This is a genomic window from Hymenobacter miniatus (assembly GCF_016427455.1).
In the GTDB taxonomy this organism is placed as follows: domain Bacteria; phylum Bacteroidota; class Bacteroidia; order Cytophagales; family Hymenobacteraceae; genus Hymenobacter; species Hymenobacter armeniacus.
This window is the reverse complement of record NZ_JAELXR010000014.1, coordinates 99,636-121,001: the sequence shown is the minus strand read 5'-3', so window position 1 is coordinate 121,001 and position 21,366 is coordinate 99,636. Positions and strand designations below refer to the sequence as shown.

Here is a 21,366-nt window from a genome sequence, read left to right as displayed (position 1 = left end):
TTTGTTGTATTGTAAATTTTATTAATATAATTCAATTTAAGCCTGATTTTCGATGAATGAGGCTGCTTTCCCGGCGAACGTAACTTACTCCACTGCCACCGCAATGGGTGGCTAAAGAATGTTGTTGAGCTGCTCTTTTATTTTTTCCAATTCCTCCTTCATGCCCACCACCAGGTGTTGCACGGTGGCATCGTTGGCCTTGGAGCCGATGGTGTTGATTTCGCGGCCGATTTCCTGGGCCAGGAAGCCCAGCTTTTTGCCCACGGCCTCGTCGGGCTGGTGGGCGGCTTCTTCAAAATAGGCCAAGTGAGCGGCTAAGCGCACTTTTTCTTCGGCAATGTCGAGCTTTTCGATGTAGTACAGCACCTCCTGCTCGAAGCGCGTGGCGTTGAACTGCTCGTGGCTGGTGAGCTCGGCCAAATGGCTGGCTAGGCGCTGGCGCACGTGCTCGATGCGGGCGGGGTCGTGCAGCTCCACGGCCGCCAGCTGCTGCCGGATGGTGGCCACATAGCCCAGGATTTCGGTGGTCAGCGTCTGGCCTTCGTCCTGCCGGAACTGCTGCATGGCGGCCAGGGCCTCGGTGAGCAGCGGCTGCAGCTCGGGCCAGGTGATTTCTTCGGCGGCGGGCTCGGCATCGCGCACTTCGGAGGCCGTGGGGATGACGCCGGGCAGGCGCAAGGCGGCCAGCAGCGTTTCCTCACCGGCGGGCACGCCCAAGCCGGCGGCCACGGCTTTCAGCTCGTAGAAGGCCGCTACGAGGGCTTCTTTGTTGAGCGTGGTGGCGGCGCGGGCGGCGGCCGGGCGCATAAAATCGAGGTTCAGGTTCACCTTGCCGCGCAGGAGGGCTTTGGCCACCGCGTTGCGGATTTCCAGCTCGTGCGGCATCAGGAAGCGGGGCAGGCGCAGGGTCAGGTCGAGGGTTTTGGAGTTCACCGACCGCAGTTCGACGGTGGCCGTGTAGGTATCGGTTTCGCGGTGGGCCTGGCCGTAGCCGGTCATGGAAATGAGCATAGTATCAAGTAAATAAGCGGCGCCAGGGAGGCCGCAGTCCTTCGGGGAAATACGCCACCGGCGCGTTAACAAGCAATGACGAAGGTAACGGCCAGCGCAGCATGCAACTCCGGCCGCGCAAGCGCCCGGTGGCGCGTTGGGTACAGCGGGGCGCACCCGCGGCAGAAAAGGAGTAAGGGCCCCGGCCGTACTTTGTAGCAAATTCGCCGCGCCTCTTTTTGCGTCCTCCCTTGAAATCCCTTCGCGTTCTGCACCTGCCCAAGTGGTATCCCAACCGCTACGACGACCAGGACGGCGACTTTGTGGGCCGGCACGTGGCCGCCATTGCGGCGCACGGCGGAGTGGAAGGCGCCGTGCTGTTTGCGGCCGTGGCGCGCGGCCCCATTCCGCGCCTGGTTGAGGCCGACGAGGACTTCGGCGGCCCCTGGCCCACGCTGCGCTACTACTACCGCGCTGCGCCCACCGGCCTGGCTCCACTCGACAAGCCGCTGAAGCTGCTGCTGTACTACTGGTGCCTGCTGCGCGGCTACCGGCAGCTGCGGCGGCACTGGGCCGGCCAGCGCCCTGACCTGGTGCACGTGCACGTGCTGCTGCGTACGGGGCTGTTTGCCTGGGCGTTGCGGGCAGTGCGCGGCGTCCCGTTCATCGTGACGGAGCACTGGACGCGCTACCTGCCGCCGCGCGCGGCCAGCATATCGGGCCTGCGCCGCTGGCTGACGGCGGCCGTGGTGCGCCGGGCGGCGGCCCTGCACACGGTGAGCGCCAACCTGCGCAACGCCCTGGCCGCGCTGGGGGCCCACAATTCGGTTTCGGCGGTGATACCGAACGTGGTGGATATCGCGCTGTTTCATCCCGGCAACCTTGCCGCGCCGCGACCGGCGCGCACCCTGCTGCACGTGGCGGCCTTCAACGAAGCGGCCAAAAACCTGTGCGGGCTGCTGCGGGCGGTGGCCGGCCTGCGCGCTGCCTGGCCGGGCCTGCGCCTGCGCATTGCCGGCTACGGCCCCGACGAAGCCCAAGTGCGCCAGCAGGCCGCCGACCTGGGCCTGCTGGCCGATGGCACGGTGGTGTTTCTGGGCAAGCTGGCCCACCCGGCGGTGGCGGCCGAGATGCGGCAGGCCACCGGCTTCGTGTTGTTTTCCAACGTCGAGAACCTGCCTTGCGTGCTCATCGAGGCGCAGGCCAGCGGCTTGCCGGTGGTGGCCACCCGCGTGGGCGGCGTGCCCGAGCTGGTGCCCGAGGGCAGCCCGTTTGGCCACCTGGTGCCGGCCGGCGACGAGGCGGCCCTGGCCGCGGCCCTCGGCCAACTGCTCGCCCGTGCCGAAGCTCAGCCCGCGGATGCAGCCGCACTGGCCGCGGCGGTAAACAGCCGCTTTGGGGTAGAGGCGGTGGGGAGGGCGTTCGGCGAGTTGTATCGCCGGGCCCTGGGCCGCTGAGGCGCTGCCCCGCATGCCTCCGCAGCGGCGGGGAGTGGGGGTTTCTGTTGTTCTTTCGTGGCCTGAAAAAGAGCCCATGTTCAAACGCATACTTCAGCATTTTGCGGCGCGCGTGCTCACGGCGGGGCTCAGCTTTGCGGTGGTATGGCTCACGGCGCGCTACCTGGGGGCGGCGGGGCGCGGGCAGGTCAGCCTGTTTTTTACCGATATGTCGGGGCTAGTGCTGCTGGCCGGGCTGGTGGGCGGCTCGTCGCTGATATACCTCGTGCCGCGCCGCAATGCCTGGCACCTGCTGCTGCCGGCCTACGGCTGGGCCGTGGTGGTGAGCGGGGGCGGGGCCGCGGTGGTGGGCTTGCTGCGGCCGGTGCCGGCCGCCTACGTGCTGCACCTGGCGGCCGTGACGCTGGTGCAGGTGCTGCTGTCCATCAACCTGTTTCTGCTGCTGGGCCGCAAGCACGAGCAGGCGTATAACGTGCTCACAACGGCCCAGGCCGCGCTGCTGGCGGTGGCGCTGGCGCTGGCATTTGCCGCGGCCCATTGGCTGGAGGTGCGCGCCTACTATTACGCCAACTACCTGGCTTACGGCCTGCCCTGGCTGCTCAGCCTGGGGCTGCTGCTGCGCCTGCCCGATGCCTGGGGCAGCCGCCGGGCCCGCCGCCGGGCAGTGGCCCGCGAGCTGGCCCGCCACAGCCGGGGGGCGCATTTTTCCAACCTGCTCACCTTCGCCAACTACCGCTTTGGCTACTACGCGGTGGCGTACCTGGCCAGTGCCGGGGCGCTGGGCGTGCTGTCGGTGGGCGTGGCCCTAGCCGAAGCCATCTGGCTGATACCGCGCAGCACGGCCCTCATTCAGTACGTGGCGCTGGTGAACGCCGCCAACCAGCGCGAGCAAACCCACGCGGCCCTGCGCGGCAGCCGGCTTACGCTGCTGGCCACGGCCGGCGCGGTGCTGGTGCTGGCGGCCGTGCCCACGGCCTGGCTGGCGGCATTTTTCGGGCCGGAGTTTGGGGCGGCGCACGGCGTTATTCTGGCGCTGGCGCCCGGCATTCTGGCCTACGGAGCCGCCATGCAGGCCAGCTCTTACTTCAGCGGCACGGCGCGGTATGGCGTGAACAACCGCGCTGCCCTGCTGGGCCTGGCCGTGACGGTGCCGGCCTGCCTGCTGCTGGTGCCTGGCCTGGGCATGGTGGGCGCGGCGCTGGGCATGTCGGCTTCTTACGTGGCCACGGCGGCGTACTTGCTGGCGCATTTCCGCCGCGCCATCGGCGCCGCCTGGCCGGACCTGTTGCCCGGCCCGGCCGACCTGCGCTGGCTAGCAGAGCGCCTGCCGCTGCTCCTTGCCAAATGAGCTGTTTACCCTTACCTCACCACTTCCACCATTCCTTTTAGCTGGCGGCCGTCGGGGTAGGTGATGAGGTAGTAATACACGCCGTCGGGCTGGCCGTCGGCCTTCCAGTCGTCGCGGTAGGCAGCGGCTTCAAACACTTTCTGGCCCCAGCGGGAGAAGATTTGCAGGCGCGGCGGGCAGTCGGGGCCCAGCTTGAACGTCTCGTTCAGCGGGTCGCCGTTGGGGGTGATGATGTTCGGGATTTTGCGCGGTAGCACGGTCACCGCGGGCAGGGCCAACTGGGTTTCGCAGCGGTCGCCGTTGTAGCGCAGGCGTGCCACGGGCTGGTACTTGCCCGGCGTGGTGTAGGTGTGTGTGGGCATGGTTTCCGTCGATTGTGTGCCGTCGCCAAAGTCCCAGCTCAGGCTGGTGCCCGCAGCCGGTGTGCTGGCCGTGAAGTGCAACGTGAGGGGTGCCAGGCGGGCCTCGGGGCAGGGCACGGGCGCGGCACTCGCCGTGAAAGTGGGCTCCGCTGCCACCGACACCCGCCGCGTGCCCGAGGCCGAGCACCCGCCGCTGCTCACCGCGTAGCTGAGCGTGGCCGGGCCCACAAAGCCCGCTGGCGGTGTGAAAAAGAAACCCGTGGCCGGGCTACCCGTCACGCCCGTGCCGGTCCAGACGCCGCCGGCCGGGCTGCCGCGCAGGGCAAAGCGCTGGGTGCTGCCGGGGCACAGCACGGTGTCGGCGGGCAGCACGGGCGCCACCGGCCGGGTGATGGCCACGGTGCGGCTGTCCTGCACCACGCAGCCGCCCACGCTCAGCGTGTAGACGACCTGGTAGGTGCCCGGCGCGCTGTTGGGGTTGAAGTAAAATCCCGTGCTGCCCCCGTTGATGACGCCCGAGCCGCTCCACACCCCACCGGCGGGCGCGGCGGTGAGGGGCACCACCGGCAGGGCAGGATTATTGATGCCCGGGGTGCAGTAAGTGCCGGCCAGCGCCGCCGTGATGGCCACCGTGGGCGGGGCCGTCACGGTCACGCGGCGGGTGCCGGTGGTGGTGCACAGCCCCGAGCTGAGCACGGTATACGTCAGGCTTTGCACCCCCACCAGCGCCGCCGAGGGCGTGAAAAAGAAGCCCGTGGCCAGGCTACCCGTCACGCCCGGCCCGCTCCAGGTGCCGCCCGCGGGGTTGCCCACCAGGGGCTGGGGGCCGGCCGTGGCGCACACCGTCTGGTCGGCGCCGGCGTTGGCGATGCTGGGCTCGAAGTTGAACACAAAAGCGGCGTTGTTGCAGTTGCCGCTGGGGTTGAAGGTGGAATAGGTGTTGGCCCCCGGCGGAATGGGAAAGCCCGAGCCAAACCCGCACGCGCACACCGCCTGGTACACCACCCCGCGCGGGTCGAAGCGGGCCGTGCCGCCGTCCACGTGGTCGTCGGTGCCGGTAATGTCGCCGTAGTACGTGGCGTAGGCCAGGCTGCCCAGGCCCGCGGCAAATTGCACCAGATAAAAATCGTTGGCGTCGGTGTTGGGCTGCAGGGCGCCGGGCGTGACGGGCAGCCCGGCCGTGGTACCGTTCAGGGCCAGGTAGGGCTCGCCGCCGCCGAGGTTGTCGTTGAGCACGCCGCCCCAGCCGCACACGTACACTCGGTCGCAGCGGTCCACAAGGAAGGCCGTGGGGTCGAGGTCGATGCTGTTGCGGCCGCTGCCGAATACCGTGGCCAACTGCGTGGTGCCCAGGTTGGGGTCGAGCTTGTGAATGAACTGCCGGCCGTTGGGCGTGGTGAACAGGCCGGGCGTGGTGGGGTAGGCCCCGGCGGTCTGGCCCAGCACGTACACGCCGCCATCGGTGCCCAATTGCAGAAAATAGCTTTGGTCATAAGCCGGCGTGCCCAGGTAGCTGGCGCGCAGCAGACCGGTGCCGCTGGCGCTGATGCGGGCCACAAAGCCGTCGACGTCGCCCAGGGCCGCGGGGCGCAGGCTGCCGGCCGTGGTGGGAAAGTTGGGGCTCAGCGTGCCGCCGGCCACGTACACGTCGCCGCTCGTGGGCTCCACCTGAATGGAATACGCGGCATCGGAAGCGCCCCCGCCCAGGTAGCTGCCCCAGGTAAGGGCCGTGAGGGTCGGGTTGAGCTTGAGCACGAGGCCATCGGTGGCGCCGCCCCGGTAGGTCGTGTTAAAGCCCCGGGCCAGCGGGAAATCACTGGAAGACGTGTTGCTGGCCACGTACACGTTGTCGGCCGCATCCACCAGAATGTCCCCCCGAAACGGGTCGCCGTAATTGTGGGCCAGCTGCGCGGTGGTGTTCACGTTCAGGGGCAGCACGCCCTCGTTGCCCGAGCCTCCGAGGTAGGTCGAGCCCACCAGTCCCGTGCCGTTGGCGTTGAAGCGGGTTATCACCAAATCGGAGCCATTGGGGAGGGCGTAGTCGAAGCCGTAGCCGTAGGGGTCGGTGTAAAAGCCTTGGTTGAACGTGCGTTGCAACGCTCCCGCGGTGGTCGGGTAGTTGTTGCTGGAGCTGGCGCCCAGCAGCAACAGCTCGCCCTGGCTGTTCACCACCAGGCTCGTGGGAAAGTCGGCGTTGCCGCCGCCGATGTAGGAGGCCCACACCCGCGCGGCGGGCCCGCTCACGCTGGTTTGGTACTTAATCACGCCGATGTCGATGACGCCCGAAAACTGCGTGCGGAAAGCGCCCGGGCTGGCCGGGTAGCCCAGCGAAAACACAATGCCGCCCGAGTAGAGGTTGCCCTGCGCGTCGTAGGTGGCCGTGAAGCCCCAGTTGTCGGCCGTCGAGCCGGTGTAGGTGGCAAACACCACCACGGGGTCGATGACGAGCGGCAGGGTTTTATCATAATGGCCCAAGGCAAAGCGCACGGTGCCGTCGGCCAGCGCGTAGCGGCAGGCCACGGCCTTGCGCCGGCCGCGGGCGGTGGTTTGCCAGGCTTGCGGGGCGCGCTCCACGAGGGTGCCCACGCTGGTGCGCACCAGCAGGTTGCCTTCGGCATCCAGCTGCAGGCCGGTGGCGCCGTCGTGGCGCAGGGCAATGGCCTCGGGGCGGGCGCCCGGCGCCACTTCAAAGTCATATTCCAGGTGCTGGTCGGCGCTTTCGTACACGCGGGCGTTCACGCCGGGCCACAGGCCGGTGTAGCGCAGCTCGCGGAAGCCGCGCACGCCGGTGGCCCAGTGTTTGGGGTCTTGGCCTAGGAAGTAGTTGCGCCGCTCCTCGGTGGCCTCGGCGGGGGTGATGGTGGCCGGGGCCGCGCCCGCAAAGCGCAGCCGCAGGGCGTGGCCGTGCAGCAGGCTGTCGGCGGCGGGCCGGCGCTGCTTGTGGGTGCCGTGGCCGGGCCGGTCGAGGCTGCCGCTGGCCAGCAACGAGAATGTGAGGCCGTCGGACTCGGCAAAGAGACGGCCGCCGGGCAGGGCGGCCGCGTAGCGGGCGCGCTCGTCCCACTGGCCTTTGTTTTCCACAAATTCCAGCGTGCGCTCGGGTCGGCTTGGAGGCGTGGTGTGGGCGGTGGCCGCGGTGCCGAAACCCAGCTGCAGCACGCCCGCCGCTACGAGTAGATATAGCTTCATCAACAGCAGAATAAAGGACGGGTGGGAAAGTAAATATAAATGTTCGGCCGCCCCGGGTTGCGAAGCGGCCGAACCGGCAACAGCAGCCCGACCGGGCTAGCGGCGTACTTCCACCCAGCCCTTCACGCGCCGGTCGTCGGCGTCGCGCAGCAGGAAGTAGTAGATGCCGTCGGGCAGGTTGTTGGCGTCCCAGTCGTTGTGGTACTCATCGGTTTGGTACACGCGCTGGCCCCAGCGCGAAAACACTTCGAGCGAGGCCGGCTTGCAGCCGATGCGCGGCCGGAAGGTCTGGTTCTGGTTGTCGCCGTTAGGGGTGATGATGTTGGGCACGAACACGGCGCCCACCTCTACCGGCGCAAAGCCCGTGAGCACTTCGCAGTTGCCGTAGCGGGCCTGCAGCTGCACGCGGTAGGAGCCCGGCTTTTCGTACACGTGGACGGGTTCGGCCTCGGTGCTGGTGCTGCCATCGCCAAAATCCCAGAGGTAGGTGGCGCGGGGCGCCAGCAGCACCGGCGAGAGCTGGCACTTGAACGGCGCCAGGCCGGCGTATTGCGGCACGGCCTCGCACACCGGCAGGTTCAGGCCCACGTCTTGGGTGGAAGTGGGGGCCAGCACCACCGTGCGGGTGGCCGCGGCCTGGCAGGGGCCCTCGGTCACGGTATACGTCAGGGCGAAGACGCCGCCGCGGTTGTTGGTGTTTGGCGGCGTGAAAAAGCCGCTGGCCGTGACGCCCGTACCGCTCCACACCCCGCCCGCCGGGCTGAAGCCGCGCAGCTGGAAGGGCTGGCGCAGGTCGGCGCACAGGGTGGTGTCGCGGCCCGGCACCACGGTGGGCGGGCGCGTCACCACCACCTGCCGCGTGCCCACGCCGCAACCCAGCGAGTCGGCGACGGTGTAGCTGATGGTGTGGGTGCCCGGCCCGGCCGCGGCCGGCAGGAAAATGCTGCCCGACACCCCCGGCCCGCTCCACACCCCGCCCGGCACCGAGGCCGTGAGGGCCGCCCCCTGGCCGGTGGTGCACTGGGGCGGAATGGGGTTCACCGCGGGCACCACGGGCGGCGCCACCACGTAGCGCACGCTGCGCGTGCTGATGCAGGTGCCCGTGGAGGCCACCGTGTAGGTGAGGCCGTACTGGCCCGGGCCCACCGCGGCGGGCTCGAACTGGTAGCCGCCGCCGGCCGTGGCCTGCACGCCCGGCCCGGTCCAGATGCCACCGGCGGGCGTGCCGCTCAGGGCCACCGGCCCGCTGCCCACGCACACAAAGCGCCGCGGGCCGGGGTCGGCCTGAATGATTTCAAAGTTCATCTTAAACGCCCCGTTGTTGCAGTTGGTGCTGCCGTTTTGGGTGGTATAGGTGCCGGCGTCGGGCGGGGAGGGAAAGCCCTGGGTGCCGCGGCAGCTGGCGCACACGGCCTGGTACACGATGCCGCGCCGGTCGAAGCGCGAGGTGCCGCCGTCCACGTGCTCGGCCCCGCCGCCGTTTTGCCCGAAGTAGGTGCCGTACTGCAGGCTGCTCATGCCGGCCCCGAACTGGGCCAGGTAAAAGTCGGACCCGTCGGTGGTGCGTTGGAAGGCGTTGGCCGTCACGGGCAGGCCGAAGGTGGTGCCCTGCAGGTAGCCGCCGGTGTCTTCGCCGCCCCAGCCCGCCACGTAGATGCGCTCGCACTCATCTACCAGAAAGGCCGTGGGCACCAGGTCGATGCTGGAGCGGCCGCTGCCAAATACCGTGCTGTAGATGCTGGCCGTGAGGTCGGGGCTGAGCTTCTGAATGAACTGCCGGCCCCCCACCACCGTGTAGAGGCCCGGCGTGACGGGGTATTGCCCCAGCGTTTGGCCAAACAAATAGGCGTTGCCGGCCGCGTCGAGCTGCAGGAATTGGGCCTGGTCGTAGCTGCTGGTGCCCACAAAGGTGACGCGCTCCAGCGTGCGCCCATCGGTGCTCACGCGGGCCGCAAAGCCGTCGACGTTGCCCTGCAGCGCGGAGCGGTAGGCGCCCGCCGTGCCCGGCAGCGTGGGCGACGTGGTGCCGCCGCACACGTACACCCGGCCCTGGGCGTCGCGCTGAATTGAATAGGCCGCATCGGCGCCGGTCCCGCCCAGCAGGCCGGCCCAGGCCACGGTGCTCAGGTCGGCGGTGAGCTTGCACACCAGCGCATCGGAGCTGCCGCCCCGGAAGGCGGCGTTGAAGCCCTGGCTCAGGCCCGGAAAGTTGGTCGAAGTCGACGACGAGGCCACGTACACGTTGCCGTTGCCGTCAAGCACCACGTCGCTCCGAAACACGTCGCCGTAGTTCGACGCCGTGGCCGAGTTCTCGTTTTGCACGCCGTCGTTGCCGGAGCCGCCCAGGTAGGTGCTGGCCCGCAGCGTGTTGCCGTTGGCGTCGAGGCGAATCACCACCAGGTCGGCGCCATTGGCCATGAGGTACTGCGGCGACGCGCTGGCGTTGAGAACGTTGAAGGGGTTGAGTGCCGAGCCACCGCCAAACGTGCGCTGGGCCGCCCCCGGCGTGGTGGGAAAGTTGGTGGAAGACGTGCTGCCCAGCACCACCAGCTCGTTTTGCGCGTTCACCACCAGGCTGCTCGGAAAGTCGGCGTTGTTGCCGCCCAGGTAGGTGGCCCACATCCGCGCCGCCGTGCCCCGCACGGTGGTGTTGTACTTAATGAGCGCCATGTCTTCGAGGCTGCTGAAGCTGGCCTGGTAGGCGCCGGTGGTGGTAGGAAATCCGGCCCCGAACGCAATGCCGCCCGAGTACAGGTTGCCGGCCGCGTCGTAAGTCGCGGTGAAGCCCCAGTTGTCGGCCGCCGAGCCTGTGAGCGTGGAAAACTGCACCGTGGGGTCGATGGTGAGGGCGCGGCTGTGGTCGTAGGCGCCCAGGGCAAACGTGACGGTGCTGCCCGTGAGTACGTAGCGGCAGGACACGGGCTGCTGCCGGCCCGCCGCGTCCATTTGCCAGGCCTGTGGGGCTTGCTCCGTGACGGTGGCCACCGTGGTTTTCACCACGAGGTTGCCGGCCGCGTCGAGGCTCAGGCGGCTGGCGCCGTCGTAGCGCAGGGCCACGCGGGCGGGGTTGGCGTGCGGGGCCAGCAGCACGTCGTACTCCAAGCGCTGGCCAGCGTTTTCGTACAAGGTCAGGTCGATGCCCGGCCAGAGCTGCTCGTAGCGCAGGCGGCGGTAGGCGGCCACGTCGCTGGCCCAGCGCTTGGGGTCGGCGCCCACGAAATAGTTGCGGGTGCCGGCCGTGGGCGCCTCGGCCGTGAGCCTGGCGCGGGCGCTGGCCTTCTCAAAGTGCACCGTGTAGGCGTGGGCCGCCACCACAGTGGGCGTGGCGGCGCGGGTGCCGCCCGGGGCCTGGCCGGTGGCCTCGCGGTGGTGGCGCAGCAGGGCGGGGTCCACGAAGGCGTAGGTGAGGGCGTCGCGCTGCACAAACAGCCGGCCTGAGGGCAGGGCCGCTTCGTAGCGCACGGGGGCTTCCCACTGGCCTTTGTTGTGAATGAATTCGAGGCTGGGGGCGCCCGGCTCGCCGCCGGCCGCCTGGGCTTGGCCAAGGCCGGCAGTCAGCAGCAACACACCCAGCGGCAACGACCCCAACGGCCGGAAACTAAAGCGGAAAAGTAGAGGCATAGAAGCGCCAGAGGCAGGAAAGGAATAAAAAGGAGTGGCGAAAAGGAGGACCTAAAAGAACCCAATTCGTTGCAGCCGAAACCGCGCAAGCGCAAAATTCGTGCAAGGTTGCGCGGGATTCGTGCACCTTTTCCGGCGGCCCCAGACCCGGAATATAAAGGCGGCCACCCCGCCGCGGCTTGCGGGCCCTGCCGCTACCTTTGCGGGCTCGTTTGCCAGTGCCGTGCGCCGCTCTTTCGCTTTCAAAATAACCCTGTTTACTCTTGGCTGGCTGCTGCTGGCCATTGCCTGCCAGCAGGTGCCGGCCGGTGCGTTCTGGCCGGTGCTGTTTGGGGCGCTCACCACGCCGGTGGCGCTGGTGTGCACGCTGCTGCTGGCGCTGTACTGGCTGCGGCGCAACTGGCGGGTGGCCGTGCTGCCCCTGCTGGTGCTGGGCCTCACCTGGCCTCATTTGCAGCGCGGCCTGGCCCTGCACCTGCCCCGCGCCAACAAGCTGCCCCCTGCTACCGGCACCGTGGGCCGGCGCAACGCCGCCCTGCCGAAGGCGCCGGTGCCGGCCTCGCAGTTCTACGAAGTGCACCCCACGGAGGTCTCGCTGCTGTCGGCCAACGTGCGCATCTTCAACGTGTATGCCCAGCTGCGCGACCCCGACATGGCCTCCTCTATCGGCTTCATTCGCTGGCTGGCTGCCAGCCCGGCCGACGTGCTGTGCCTGCAGGAATTCTACAACGAGCCCCACGGCTCACGCAACGACAAAGACATTTTTCGGACCGAGGAATACCTCGGCCGGGGCAGCGGCCGCCACGCCTTCGTGTCGGTCACGCTCACCAACAGCATCGGGGCCGAGTTTGGGCTGGCCATTTTTTCGCGCTTTCCCATCGTGCGCCGGGGCACCATTTCCTTCGGCAAGCTCACGCAAAACCACGCCATGTGGGCCGACGTGGTTCGCCCCGCCGCCCGCACCGGCCGCGGCCGCCCCGATACCCTCCGCGTGTTCAACCTGCACCTGCAAAGCATGAGCATGGCCGATGCCGACATTGCCGCCGCCACCGGCAGCCGCGACGGCCTGCGCCAGAAAGCCCCCAACCTGCTGCGCCGCTTCCGCAACGGCGCGGTGGCCCGCGGCACCCAGGTCGATACCCTGCTGGCCCGCGTGGCCCGCTCGCCCTACCCCGTGCTCCTGGCCGGCGACCTCAACGACCTGCCTTATTCCTACGCCTACGACCAACTGGCCGACCACCTGCAGAACGCCTGGGCCACCGCCGGCCTGGGCATCGGGGCCACCTACAACGGCCGCCTGCCCCTGCTGCGCATCGACCAGCAGTTTGCCAGCCCGCAGTGGCGGGTGCTGGGCTGCCAGGTGCACCGCGAAGTAAAATGGAGCGACCATTTCCCAGTAGAAGCGCTGTACCAGTTAACAGTGAGCAGTGAGCAGTGAGCAGTTGGCAGTGAGCAGTGAGCAGTTGGCAGTGAGCAGTGAGCAGTTGGCAGTGAGCCATGGAAGCATTTGCTGACTGACTGCTAACTGATAACCGAGTAGTTTTGGCGTATGGACACGCCAAAGCACGAAGCCGGGCCATTGTTGCAAAAATCCTTTGCTTTCGCGGTGCGGATGATGAAGTTTTATCGCCACTTGCAAACCAACGAGCGAGAGTTTGTCGTTTCCAAGCAGTTGGTTCGCAGCGCGACCTCTATTGGTGCCAATGCGGAAGAAGCGACGGGTGCTATTTCGACGGCGGATTTCACCAGTAAGATTTCCATTGCTTATAAAGAAGCTCGAGAGACAAGCTACTGGCTTCGGCTGTTACAGGCGGCGGGCTGCATGGAGGAAAAGTTATTCCTTTCCCTCCACGACGATTGTCAGCAACTTTGTCGTATCCTCTATTCCATCCTGCGGTCAAGTGGCCGCGCATAAATACAGTTAACAGTTATCAGTGAGCAGTTGTCAGTGCTGTTTGCGTGGTCATTTAACCTGTTAACTGCTCACTGATAACTGTTAACTGATTCCCCCATGCCGCTCTCGCTCTATAACACGCTTTCCCGCCGAAAAGAAGAATTCCAGCCCGTGCACCCGCCCCAGGTGGGCGTGTACCTGTGCGGCCCCACGGTGTATAGCGAAGCCCACTTGGGCAACGCCCGCGGGCCGGTGGTGTTCGACGTGCTGACGCGCTACCTGCGCCACCTAGGCCACCAAGTGCGCTACGTGCGCAACATCACCGACGTGGGCCACCTCGAAAGCGACGCCGACACCGGCGAGGACAAGATGGAGAAAGCCGCCCGCGCCGCCCGCATCGAGCCCATGCAGGTGGCCCAGCACTTCACCAACCGCTACCGCCAGCACATGCTGGCGTTGGGCTGCTTGCCGCCCGACATCGAGCCCCAGGCCAGCGGCCACATCATCGAGCAGATTCAGGTCATCGAGGAAATCATCGCCAACGGCCTGGCCTACGAGGTGAACGGCTCAGTGTATTTCGACGTGCCCAAATACAACGAGTCCGAGCGCTACGGCAAGCTCTCGAACCGCAGCATTGAGGACCAGCTGGCCGGCACCCGCGCCAACCTGGAAGGCCAGAGCGAAAAGCGCAGCCCGCTGGATTTTGCCCTCTGGAAAAAGGCCGCGCCCGAGCACATCATGCGCTGGCCCTCGCCCTGGGGCGAAGGCTTCCCCGGCTGGCACCTGGAGTGCTCGGCCATGAGCCGGAAGTACCTGGGCAAGCTGAGCGACATTCACGGCGGTGGCCTGGACCTCATGTTTCCGCACCACGAGTGCGAAATCGCGCAGAGCCAGGGCAGCCACGCCCACACCGACGAGGCCCGCTTCTGGCTGCACAACAACATGATAACCGTGAACGGCACCAAGATGAGCAAGAGCCTGGGCAACTTCGTGCTGCTCGGCGACATGTTTGTGGGGCCCACCGGTGGCCTGTCGCAGGCCTACTCGCCCATGGTGGTGCGCTTCTTCCTGCTACAGGCCCACTACCGCTCGCCCGTGGACGTGAGCGACGACGCCCTGCAGGCCGCCCGCAAGGGCTACCGCAGGCTGATGAACGGCCTGCGCCTGCTCGACAAGCTGGTTGTAGCGGACGAAAACTCTAAAAATGAAAGTTGGACAGAAGCAGTGGCTCGATGGAGTAACGCTGGAAAATCAGAGGCCGATTTCAAACTCCTTGCTTTAGCTGCAAAGCCTGCTGAGTTCCTCAACGACGACCTGAATACACCGCGCGCGCTAGCGGCGCTGTTCGACCTGCTCAAACGTTTTAATACACTTGCTGCTACTCCTGCCGCGCTGGCGGAATTGACTAATGAGGCGCTGGGCTTTGCCGCCGCCACCTACCGCATGCTGGTGCAGGACGTGCTGGGCCTGCGCGACGAGCCCCGCGCCAACGCCGAGCAGCTCCTCGACCTCACCCTGGGCTTTTACTCCGAAGCCAAGGCCGACAAAGCCTACGACAAAGTGGACCAGATTCGGGCCGCGCTCAAAAGCCAAGGCATTGTGATAAAAGACACCAAGGCCGGCGTGGAGTGGGCCTACAGCGAGGAGTAAATCTGTCATGCTGAGCGCAGCGAAGCATCTTATCACGCTGGCGCCGGTCGAGCTACTTATCCAATAACCCTGACGCGATAAGGTCCTTCGCTGCGCTCAGGATGACAGAAAAAGCATGAAATCTTATTTCCCCCTGGCCGCGCTGGCCGGCCTGCTCGTTCTCACCGGCTGCCCCGACAAAACCAAAACCGCCGAAACGGCCGACACCAGCGCCCCTGCCGCCCCCAAGCTGCCCAAGGCCCCCGTGTTCAACGCCGACTCGGCCTATGCGTTCACGGCCAAGCAGGTGAGCTTCGGGCCGCGCGTGCCCAACTCGAAGGCCCACGTGGCCTGCGGCGACTGGATAGTGCGCAAGCTGAAGGGCTACGGCCTGAAGGTGATGGAGCAGCCGTTCAGTGCGATGACGTTTGACGGCACCAACATCCGGGCCCGCAACATCATTGCCCAGTACCAGCCCACGGCCGCCCGGCGCGTGGCCATCTTCGGGCACTGGGACACCCGGCCCTTTGCCGACGCCGACAAGGACCCGGCCAAGAAAAACAAGCCCATGGACGGCGCCTCCGACGGGGCCAGCGCCGTGGCCGTGGCCCTGGAAATGGCGCGGGTGCTCAGCCAGCAGCCCGACTCGCTGGCCCCCAACGTGGGCGTCGACTTCATCTTCTTCGACGCCGAGGACTGGGGCCACGACGAAGGCACCCAGCAGGGCGTGAAAAACCAGCTCGACGGCAGCGGCACCGACTCGTGGTGCCTGGGCTCGCAGTACTGGTCCAAAAACTTGCTGCCCGTGGGCTACAAGGCCGAGTACGGCGTGCTGCTCGACATGGTGGGCGCCAAGGGCGGCACCTTCACCCGCGAGGAAACCTCGCGCACCAACGCCCGCGGCCCGCTCGACAAAATCTGGAACACCGCCGCTACCTTGGGCTACTCCGATTTCTTCCGTTTCCAGGACACCGGCGGCATCACCGACGACCACGTGTACACGAACCGGGCCGGCATTCCCACGCTCGACATCTACGACCACCCCACCTACGGCGACGACTACTTTCCCGCCTACCACCACGCCACCACCGACAACATGAGCATCATCGACCGCAAGACGCTCAAGGCCGTGGGCCAGACCATGGTGCAGGTGTTGTATGTCGACTAGCCAGCGCGGCCTTGTATTAGACCTGAAGACGGCCGCTGGGGCAACCCAGCGGCCGTTTTTGGTGTCAAGCCCGCCGCACGGGCAGGCGCAGATTCTGCCCGGCCTCAAGCATGTGAACGTTGAGTAGCTTGGCGTTGCGCAAGGCAGCGCTACGGCGTTTGCGCCGGGTATTAGTGGGCGCCAAGCAGTTATTGACGGAAGTTGGCGTCATTGGTGAAATTCCACATCCCAATATGACCCAAAAGCGTATTCTGAAACTCCTGCTGTGGTTGTTGCTGGGATGCGTGGCCCGGCCCGCGGCGGCACAAGCCGTAAGCCGGCTGGCGGCCGACTACCTGGCCGGGTACCAGCAGTTGCGCATTCCGGAGCAAACCTTCGACTTCCATCAAAACCTGCGGCAGATTCCGCCCGCCGAGCAGCTCCGGCGCCAGCACGATTTCTTTCTGAACGTGCAGCGGCAGCTGGCAGCGGTGAAGCGCAGCGGCCTCGGCCTCACCGAGCAGATTACCTACGACCACCTGGCCTACGAAGCCGCCCAGAACCTACGGCGCGTGACGTTGGAAACGGCTTTTCGGCGCACCAATGCCGCGGTGCCCGCCACCGGCCTGGCCGCCCTGCCCAACCACCACGCCTGGTACGCGCTTTATGCCCGCCAGTACACCAGCACAGCCCGCACGGCCGACGAGCTGTTTGCCTTTGGGCAGCAGCAGGTGGCCCGGGTGCAAGGCGAAATTCGCCGCCTGCGCCGGCAAATGGGCTACGGACAAGACAGCGCCGGTTTCTACCGCTACCTGGCGTCGGACAAGTTTGTGCTGACCGACACGGCCACCATCATTCGGCGCTACCGTGCCCTGGAGCGGCGCCTGCGGGCGCACTTGCCGGTGGCTTTCGCCGACACGGCCGTGCCGGCGCTGCGCATCCGCCTCTGGGAGGGCGCCACGCCGGCCACGCCGCCCGGCATCTACCGCGAGGGCAGCTTCGATTTCAACTTCGCCAGCGGCCGCCACAACACCCGCGCCATGGAGTGGATTTTCGAGCACGAGGGCATTCCCGGGCACCACTACCAGTCGTCGTTGCAGCGCAAAGCCGGGCCGCTTTCGCCGCTCAGCGCCCTCACGTTCTACTCCGGCAACGCCGAGGGCTGGGGGTGCTACGTCGAGTACCTGGGCAAACAGTTGGGCCTGTACCAGCAGCCCGAGGCCGAGCTGGGCAAGTGGGAATGGGACCTGGTGCGCTCGGCCCGCGTGGTGCTCGACGTGGGCATTCACGACCGGGGCTGGACCCACGCGCAGGCCCTGGCCTACTGGCAGGCCAACGTGCCCGGCCAACAGGACATTGCCGAGCGCGAAATCAACCGCGTCACCAACTGGCCCGGCCAATGCCTGAGCTACAAAGTGGGCGCCCAGGTCATCGAAGACCTAAAAACGCAGTTGGAACACCGCCCCGGGTTCAGCCTGCGCCGCTTTCACGCCGCGTATCTGGCGCTGTCGCGCCTGCCCCTGGAGGTCGTGACGAGCCACATCGGCGCCGTGTACAACACGCTCGGGAAACTGGGGTGACCTGGGCGGCGCCGGGCCTCGGCCTGCCCCACGTTGGCCAGGCCTACGCCGTCAGGCGTCCACCGCTGGCGTCCACCGTCAGCGTCACCGTTTGGCCCACCACCAGGGCCAGATTATCGGCCTCGTGGCCCACGGGGAAGCCGTACGCCACCGGGAAATTATACAGCTGCGCGTAGCGGTCGATGATTTCCTCGGCCGTGACGCCGAAGGGGATGGCGTTGTCGCGCATTTGGGAGAAGTGGCCGACTACCAGCCCGGCCAGCCCTTGCAGCTGCCCGCTGCGGTGCAGGTGCAGCATCATGCGGTCGACGTGGTAGAGGTATTCGTCCAAGTCTTCCAGAAACAGAATGCGCCCGGCGAAACTGGCCTGGGAGGCCGTGCCCGTGATGGTCTGCAGCAGGCTGAGGTTGCCGCCCACCAGTTCGCCGGTGGCCGTGCCAACACGGTTGAGGGCGTGCGGCGCGGCCGCAATGGACTGAAAGGCTTCGCCGAACAAGGCCCGGCGCAGGGTTTCGAGGGCCAGCTCGCCGCCTTCCTGATGAAACAGCACCGGCATCACGCCGTGGATGCTGGCGTGGCCCAGGGCCAGCAGGTGCGCGTTGAGCACGGTGATGTCGGAGAAGCCGGCCACCCACTTGGGGGCGCTGCGGAAGGCCGTGAAGTCGAGCCCGTCCACGATGCGGGCGGTGCCGTAGCCGCCCCGCGCGCACAGAATGGCCCGGATGCCGGGGTCGTCGAGCTGCTGCTGAAAGTCGCGGCGGCGCAGGTCGTCGGGCCCGGCAAACTGGTGGAAGTCGCCGGCAATGCTTTCGCCCAACACCACTTCCAGGCCCCAGCTTTCGAGGGTGGCGATGGCGGGGGCTAGGTCGGCGGCCGAGATTTTGCGGGCGGGGCTCACGATGGCCACGCGGTGGCCGGCTTGCAGGGCAGGGGGGAAGGTGACGGGCATCTGGACGGAATGTGTTGGCGGGGGGGCGCGCCCCGGGCTTTTTGACAAGGCGGCTGCAAATAACGGGGTTCGTACCTTCGGAACGCCGGTTTCATTGCTTGCCCAACCCTGCGCCCCGTTTGCACGTCAGCCCATTGGCTCCATCCCATTTACCTTTCTTACCCCGTTGTCTATGAAAGCTTCTCTACTGTTTGTGTGGCTGCTGCTGCTCGGCGCCTGGCAACCCGCCGCGGCTCAGGCCCCGATTGATACCACCGGCGGCCGCTATTTCCAGCCCATTTTCCCGGCCGTGACCAAGACCACGGGCGTGGTATACGGCGCGGCGACGGGCGCTTTTGGGACGCAGAACCTGGTGATGGACGTGTATCAACCCACGGGCGACGCCACGGCCCAGCGCCCGGTCATCATTTTTGCGCACGAAGGCGGCTTTGTGCGAGGCTCGCGCACCGACGTGTACATGACGGCCGTGTGCACCCAGTTTGCCCAGCTGGGCTACGTCACGGCCAGCATCGACTACCGGCTCAACCCATTCATCATCTTTGCCCCCACCGACACCACCGGCGTGAGCCGGGCCGCCTTCCAGGCCATGCAGGACATGCGCGCGGCCGTGCGCTTCTTCCGCGAAGACGCGGCCACCGCCAATGTTTACCGCGTCAGCCCGAGCCGCATTGTGGTGGGCGGGGCGTCGGCTGGCGGCTTCATGGCGCTACAGGTGGGCTACCTCGACAAACTGAGCGAGGTGCCCACCGATTTGAACATCACCAACGCGGCCGACATTGAGGGCAACAGCGGCCACCCCGGCTACAGCAGCCTGCCGCTGGCCGTGCTCAACCTGAGCGGCGCCACCAACCCGCCTAGCCTCATCGAGCCCGGCAATGCGCCCCTCTACAGTGCCCACGGCACCGCCGATGCCGTGGTGCCCTACCTCAAGGGCCGGGTGGGGGCCGGGCTGCCGCCCAAATACGTGTTTGGCAGCGGCCTGCTGAACCCCTACGCCAGTAGCGTGGGCGTGCTCAACGTGCTGCGTCGCTTCAGCAAGGCGCCCCACATCCCGCAGTACCCGGTGCAGAGCGCCGGCACCGGCAGCCCCAACTCGGCGGCCTACGCCGATACCACTTTCCGCGACGTTCGGGCGTTTTTGCGCCCCTTGCTGGCGCCGTTTGTGGCGCCGGTACTGCCCAGTCTGGTCATCAATACGAACACCGCCGTGGCGCCCGGCGCCTACCAGGACATTGCCATCAACAGCGGCCAGGCCACTCTTGGCGGCAACGTGACGGTCTACGGCACGCTGGTCATCAAAAGCCTGAGCGGTCAAACGCCGGGCTCGCTCAAAACCAACTGCTTTGTGGTGGACGGGCCCGGCAGCTTCGACCTGCAAGCCGGGGCTGCGCTGCGGATTTGTGACCCGGATGGCATTGCGGCCAGCGGTGCCACCGGGGCCATTCGCAACACGGGCAGCCGCACCTTCAGCTCCGATGCCGTGTACGTGTACGAAGGCACTGCCAACCAAATCACCGGCTCGGGTTTGCCTGGTCAGGTGCGCGATTTTGAAGTGAATGTGTCCAGCTCGCTCTCCGTGCAACTGACCAATGGGCTGAGCATCAAGCAGCGTTTCCTGCCCACCAGCGGGCAGGTGCTCAACAGCCAGCAGCTCACGCTGCTCTCTGGCCCCACGGGCACCGCCCTGGTGACGCCCGGCGCAGCCACGCTACGGAGCAGCGTGGCCTTCCAACGCTACCTCGACCCCAGCGTGAACCCCGGCCCGGGCTACCGTCATTTGGCTTTGCCGTTTGACTTTGGGGGCTTCACCAGCGTGAGCGCGCCGGCCTTCACGCCCGAGTTTAACCCCGCTTACAACACGGCGGCCCGCCCCGATTTGGTGCGGCCTTTCCCCAACATCTTCGTTTACGACCAAGCCCGCGCCCTGACTTCGCCGGCTACCAGCTACTCGGAGTTCGACAAAGGCTGGGCCGTGCCCGTGGCCCCCGGCGGCTCGCTCACCAGCTTCGACCGCGGCCAGGGCTTTACGTTGAACATTACCGCCGGCCAAACGCTAAGCCTGGCCGGCCCCCTCTCCCGCAACAACGAAGACATTGCCGTGACGCTGCCCGCCGCGGCCACGCCCACCGCGGGCTGGCATTTCCTGGGCAACCCCTTCCCGGCGGGCCTGAACTGGGACGCCGTGACTATCCCCGCCGGCCTGAGCGGCGCCATGTACATCTTCGTGAGCACCAGCCAGTACAGCGGCAACTACCGCGCCTACGTCAACGGCGTGGGCGGCGCCGGGGCCACCGTCCCGCTGGGGCAAGCCTTCTTCGTGCGGTCGTTGGCCAGCGCGCCGGTCACACTCACCTTTCCCCTCAGCGCCCGCATCTCCGACTACGCGGCCGCCAACGCGGCCACCGTGCAGCGCGGCACCACCGATGCCCGTCCCCGCCTGCGCCTCACCCTGGCCGCAGCGGGTGCCGCCCCCGCCACCGCCGACGAAGCTTACCTCTACCAGGAAGCCGGCGCCACCGCTAGCCCCGACGCGGCCTTCGATGCCGCCAAAATGCCCAACCCCAGCGGCCTGAACCTGGCCACGCTGGCCAATGGCGAGGCCTTGGCCATCAACGGCCTGCCGGTGGTGGGCGCGCCCGCCACCGTGCCGCTGGCCGTGGCCGTGCCGCAGCCGGGCACCTACGTGCTCACCGCCGCCCAGCTGGCCAACTACGCCGCGGGCGCCCTCACTCTGACCGACGCCCTCACGGGCACGCGCACGCCGCTGGCCGCCGGCGCACGGTATGCCTTCACCATGGCCGGCACCACGGCACCCGGCCGCTTTGCCCTGGAGCTACGCGCCGCCGGCGTGCTGGCCACCGGCCCCGCTCAGGCACTGGCCGCCCAGCTGCAGGTGTTTCCCAACCCCGCTTCGGGCAGCTTCCAGGTGCTGCTGCCGCTGCCTGCGGGCCAACGGGTGCCGGCCGTGGCCGAGCTCACCAATGCCCTGGGCCAAACGGTGCGCCGCCAGCTGCTCGCGGCCTCCGGCCAGGCCCTGGCCGGCGAAGTGAACGTGCGCGGCCTGGCGCCGGGCGTGTACCAGCTGCACCTGCGCGTGGCGGGCCTGCCGCTGGTGCGCCGCGTGGTGGTGCAATAAGTCGGAACTTGCGGCACGGCTGGGCGTTTGAGCCATGGTCTGGCTGAGGTATTACTCATGTTGT

12 protein-coding genes are annotated in these 21,366 nt (G+C 67.2%); 8 read left to right on the top strand and 4 right to left on the bottom strand.

All coding sequences use genetic code 11. The features are described from left to right. Positions 1-111: 111 nt before the first annotated feature. Complete coding sequence (locus tag JAO73_RS19000; protein ID WP_190928799.1) at positions 112-1,011, bottom strand: YicC/YloC family endoribonuclease; 900 nt, start codon at positions 1,009-1,011, stop codon at positions 112-114. 230 nt (positions 1,012-1,241) lie between these two features. On the opposite strand from JAO73_RS19000, the gene JAO73_RS18995 reads away from it, so the two are divergent. Together JAO73_RS18995 and JAO73_RS18990 are read left to right on the top strand one after the other, a co-directional pair. Further along, complete coding sequence (locus JAO73_RS18995; protein WP_198978868.1) at positions 1,242-2,447, top strand: glycosyltransferase; 1,206 nt, start codon at positions 1,242-1,244, stop codon at positions 2,445-2,447. Between the two features lie 76 nt (positions 2,448-2,523). Continuing rightward, complete coding sequence (locus JAO73_RS18990; RefSeq protein WP_198978867.1) at positions 2,524-3,795, top strand: lipopolysaccharide biosynthesis protein; 1,272 nt, start codon at positions 2,524-2,526, stop codon at positions 3,793-3,795. An 11-nt stretch (positions 3,796-3,806) separates the two neighbouring features. Here JAO73_RS18990 and JAO73_RS18985 read toward each other — a convergent pair whose 3' ends face one another. Both JAO73_RS18985 and JAO73_RS18980 read right to left on the bottom strand, forming a co-directional pair. Further along, positions 3,807-7,346, bottom strand: a complete 3,540-nt coding sequence (locus JAO73_RS18985) for a DUF7948 domain-containing protein (RefSeq protein ID WP_198978866.1) — start codon at positions 7,344-7,346, stop codon at positions 3,807-3,809. Positions 7,347-7,442: 96 nt separating this feature from the next. After that, positions 7,443-10,967 carry a DUF7948 domain-containing protein gene (locus JAO73_RS18980; protein ID WP_198978865.1) on the bottom strand — a complete coding sequence of 1,175 codons (3,525 nt, stop codon included), beginning with the start codon at positions 10,965-10,967 and terminating at the stop codon, positions 7,443-7,445. A 223-nt stretch (positions 10,968-11,190) separates the two neighbouring features. On the opposite strand from JAO73_RS18980, the gene JAO73_RS23105 reads away from it, so the two are divergent. The 5 genes from JAO73_RS23105 (at position 11,191) to JAO73_RS18955 (ending at position 17,217) form a co-directional block, all read left to right on the top strand. Then, positions 11,191-12,405 (top strand): endonuclease/exonuclease/phosphatase family protein, encoded by a 1,215-nt coding sequence (locus JAO73_RS23105; protein WP_198978864.1) that lies wholly within the window; start codon positions 11,191-11,193, stop codon positions 12,403-12,405. Between the two features lie 111 nt (positions 12,406-12,516). Continuing rightward, a complete protein-coding gene (locus tag JAO73_RS18970; protein ID WP_198978863.1) occupies positions 12,517-12,882 on the top strand; it encodes a four helix bundle protein in 366 nt (121 codons plus the stop codon). Between the two features lie 96 nt (positions 12,883-12,978). Then, the gene (cysS, locus tag JAO73_RS18965; RefSeq protein ID WP_198978862.1) at positions 12,979-14,511 is read left to right on the top strand and encodes a cysteine--tRNA ligase; all 1,533 of its coding nucleotides are present in this window, start codon (positions 12,979-12,981) and stop codon (positions 14,509-14,511) included. Between the two features lie 115 nt (positions 14,512-14,626). Continuing rightward, on the top strand, positions 14,627-15,658 hold the full coding sequence (locus JAO73_RS18960) for a M28 family peptidase (protein WP_198978860.1): 1,032 nt from the start codon (positions 14,627-14,629) through the stop codon (positions 15,656-15,658). A 233-nt stretch (positions 15,659-15,891) separates the two neighbouring features. Continuing rightward, the gene (locus tag JAO73_RS18955; RefSeq protein WP_198978858.1) at positions 15,892-17,217 is read left to right on the top strand and encodes a DUF885 domain-containing protein; all 1,326 of its coding nucleotides are present in this window, start codon (positions 15,892-15,894) and stop codon (positions 17,215-17,217) included. A 43-nt stretch (positions 17,218-17,260) separates the two neighbouring features. Here JAO73_RS18955 and JAO73_RS18950 read toward each other — a convergent pair whose 3' ends face one another. Then, positions 17,261-18,166 (bottom strand): S66 peptidase family protein, encoded by a 906-nt coding sequence (locus JAO73_RS18950; RefSeq protein ID WP_198978856.1) that lies wholly within the window; start codon positions 18,164-18,166, stop codon positions 17,261-17,263. Between the two features lie 172 nt (positions 18,167-18,338). Between JAO73_RS18950 and JAO73_RS18945 the strand changes: the two genes are divergently transcribed. Beyond that, a complete protein-coding gene (locus JAO73_RS18945; RefSeq protein WP_198978854.1) occupies positions 18,339-21,302 on the top strand; it encodes a DUF8693 domain-containing protein in 2,964 nt (987 codons plus the stop codon). Positions 21,303-21,366: the final 64 nt, after the last annotated feature.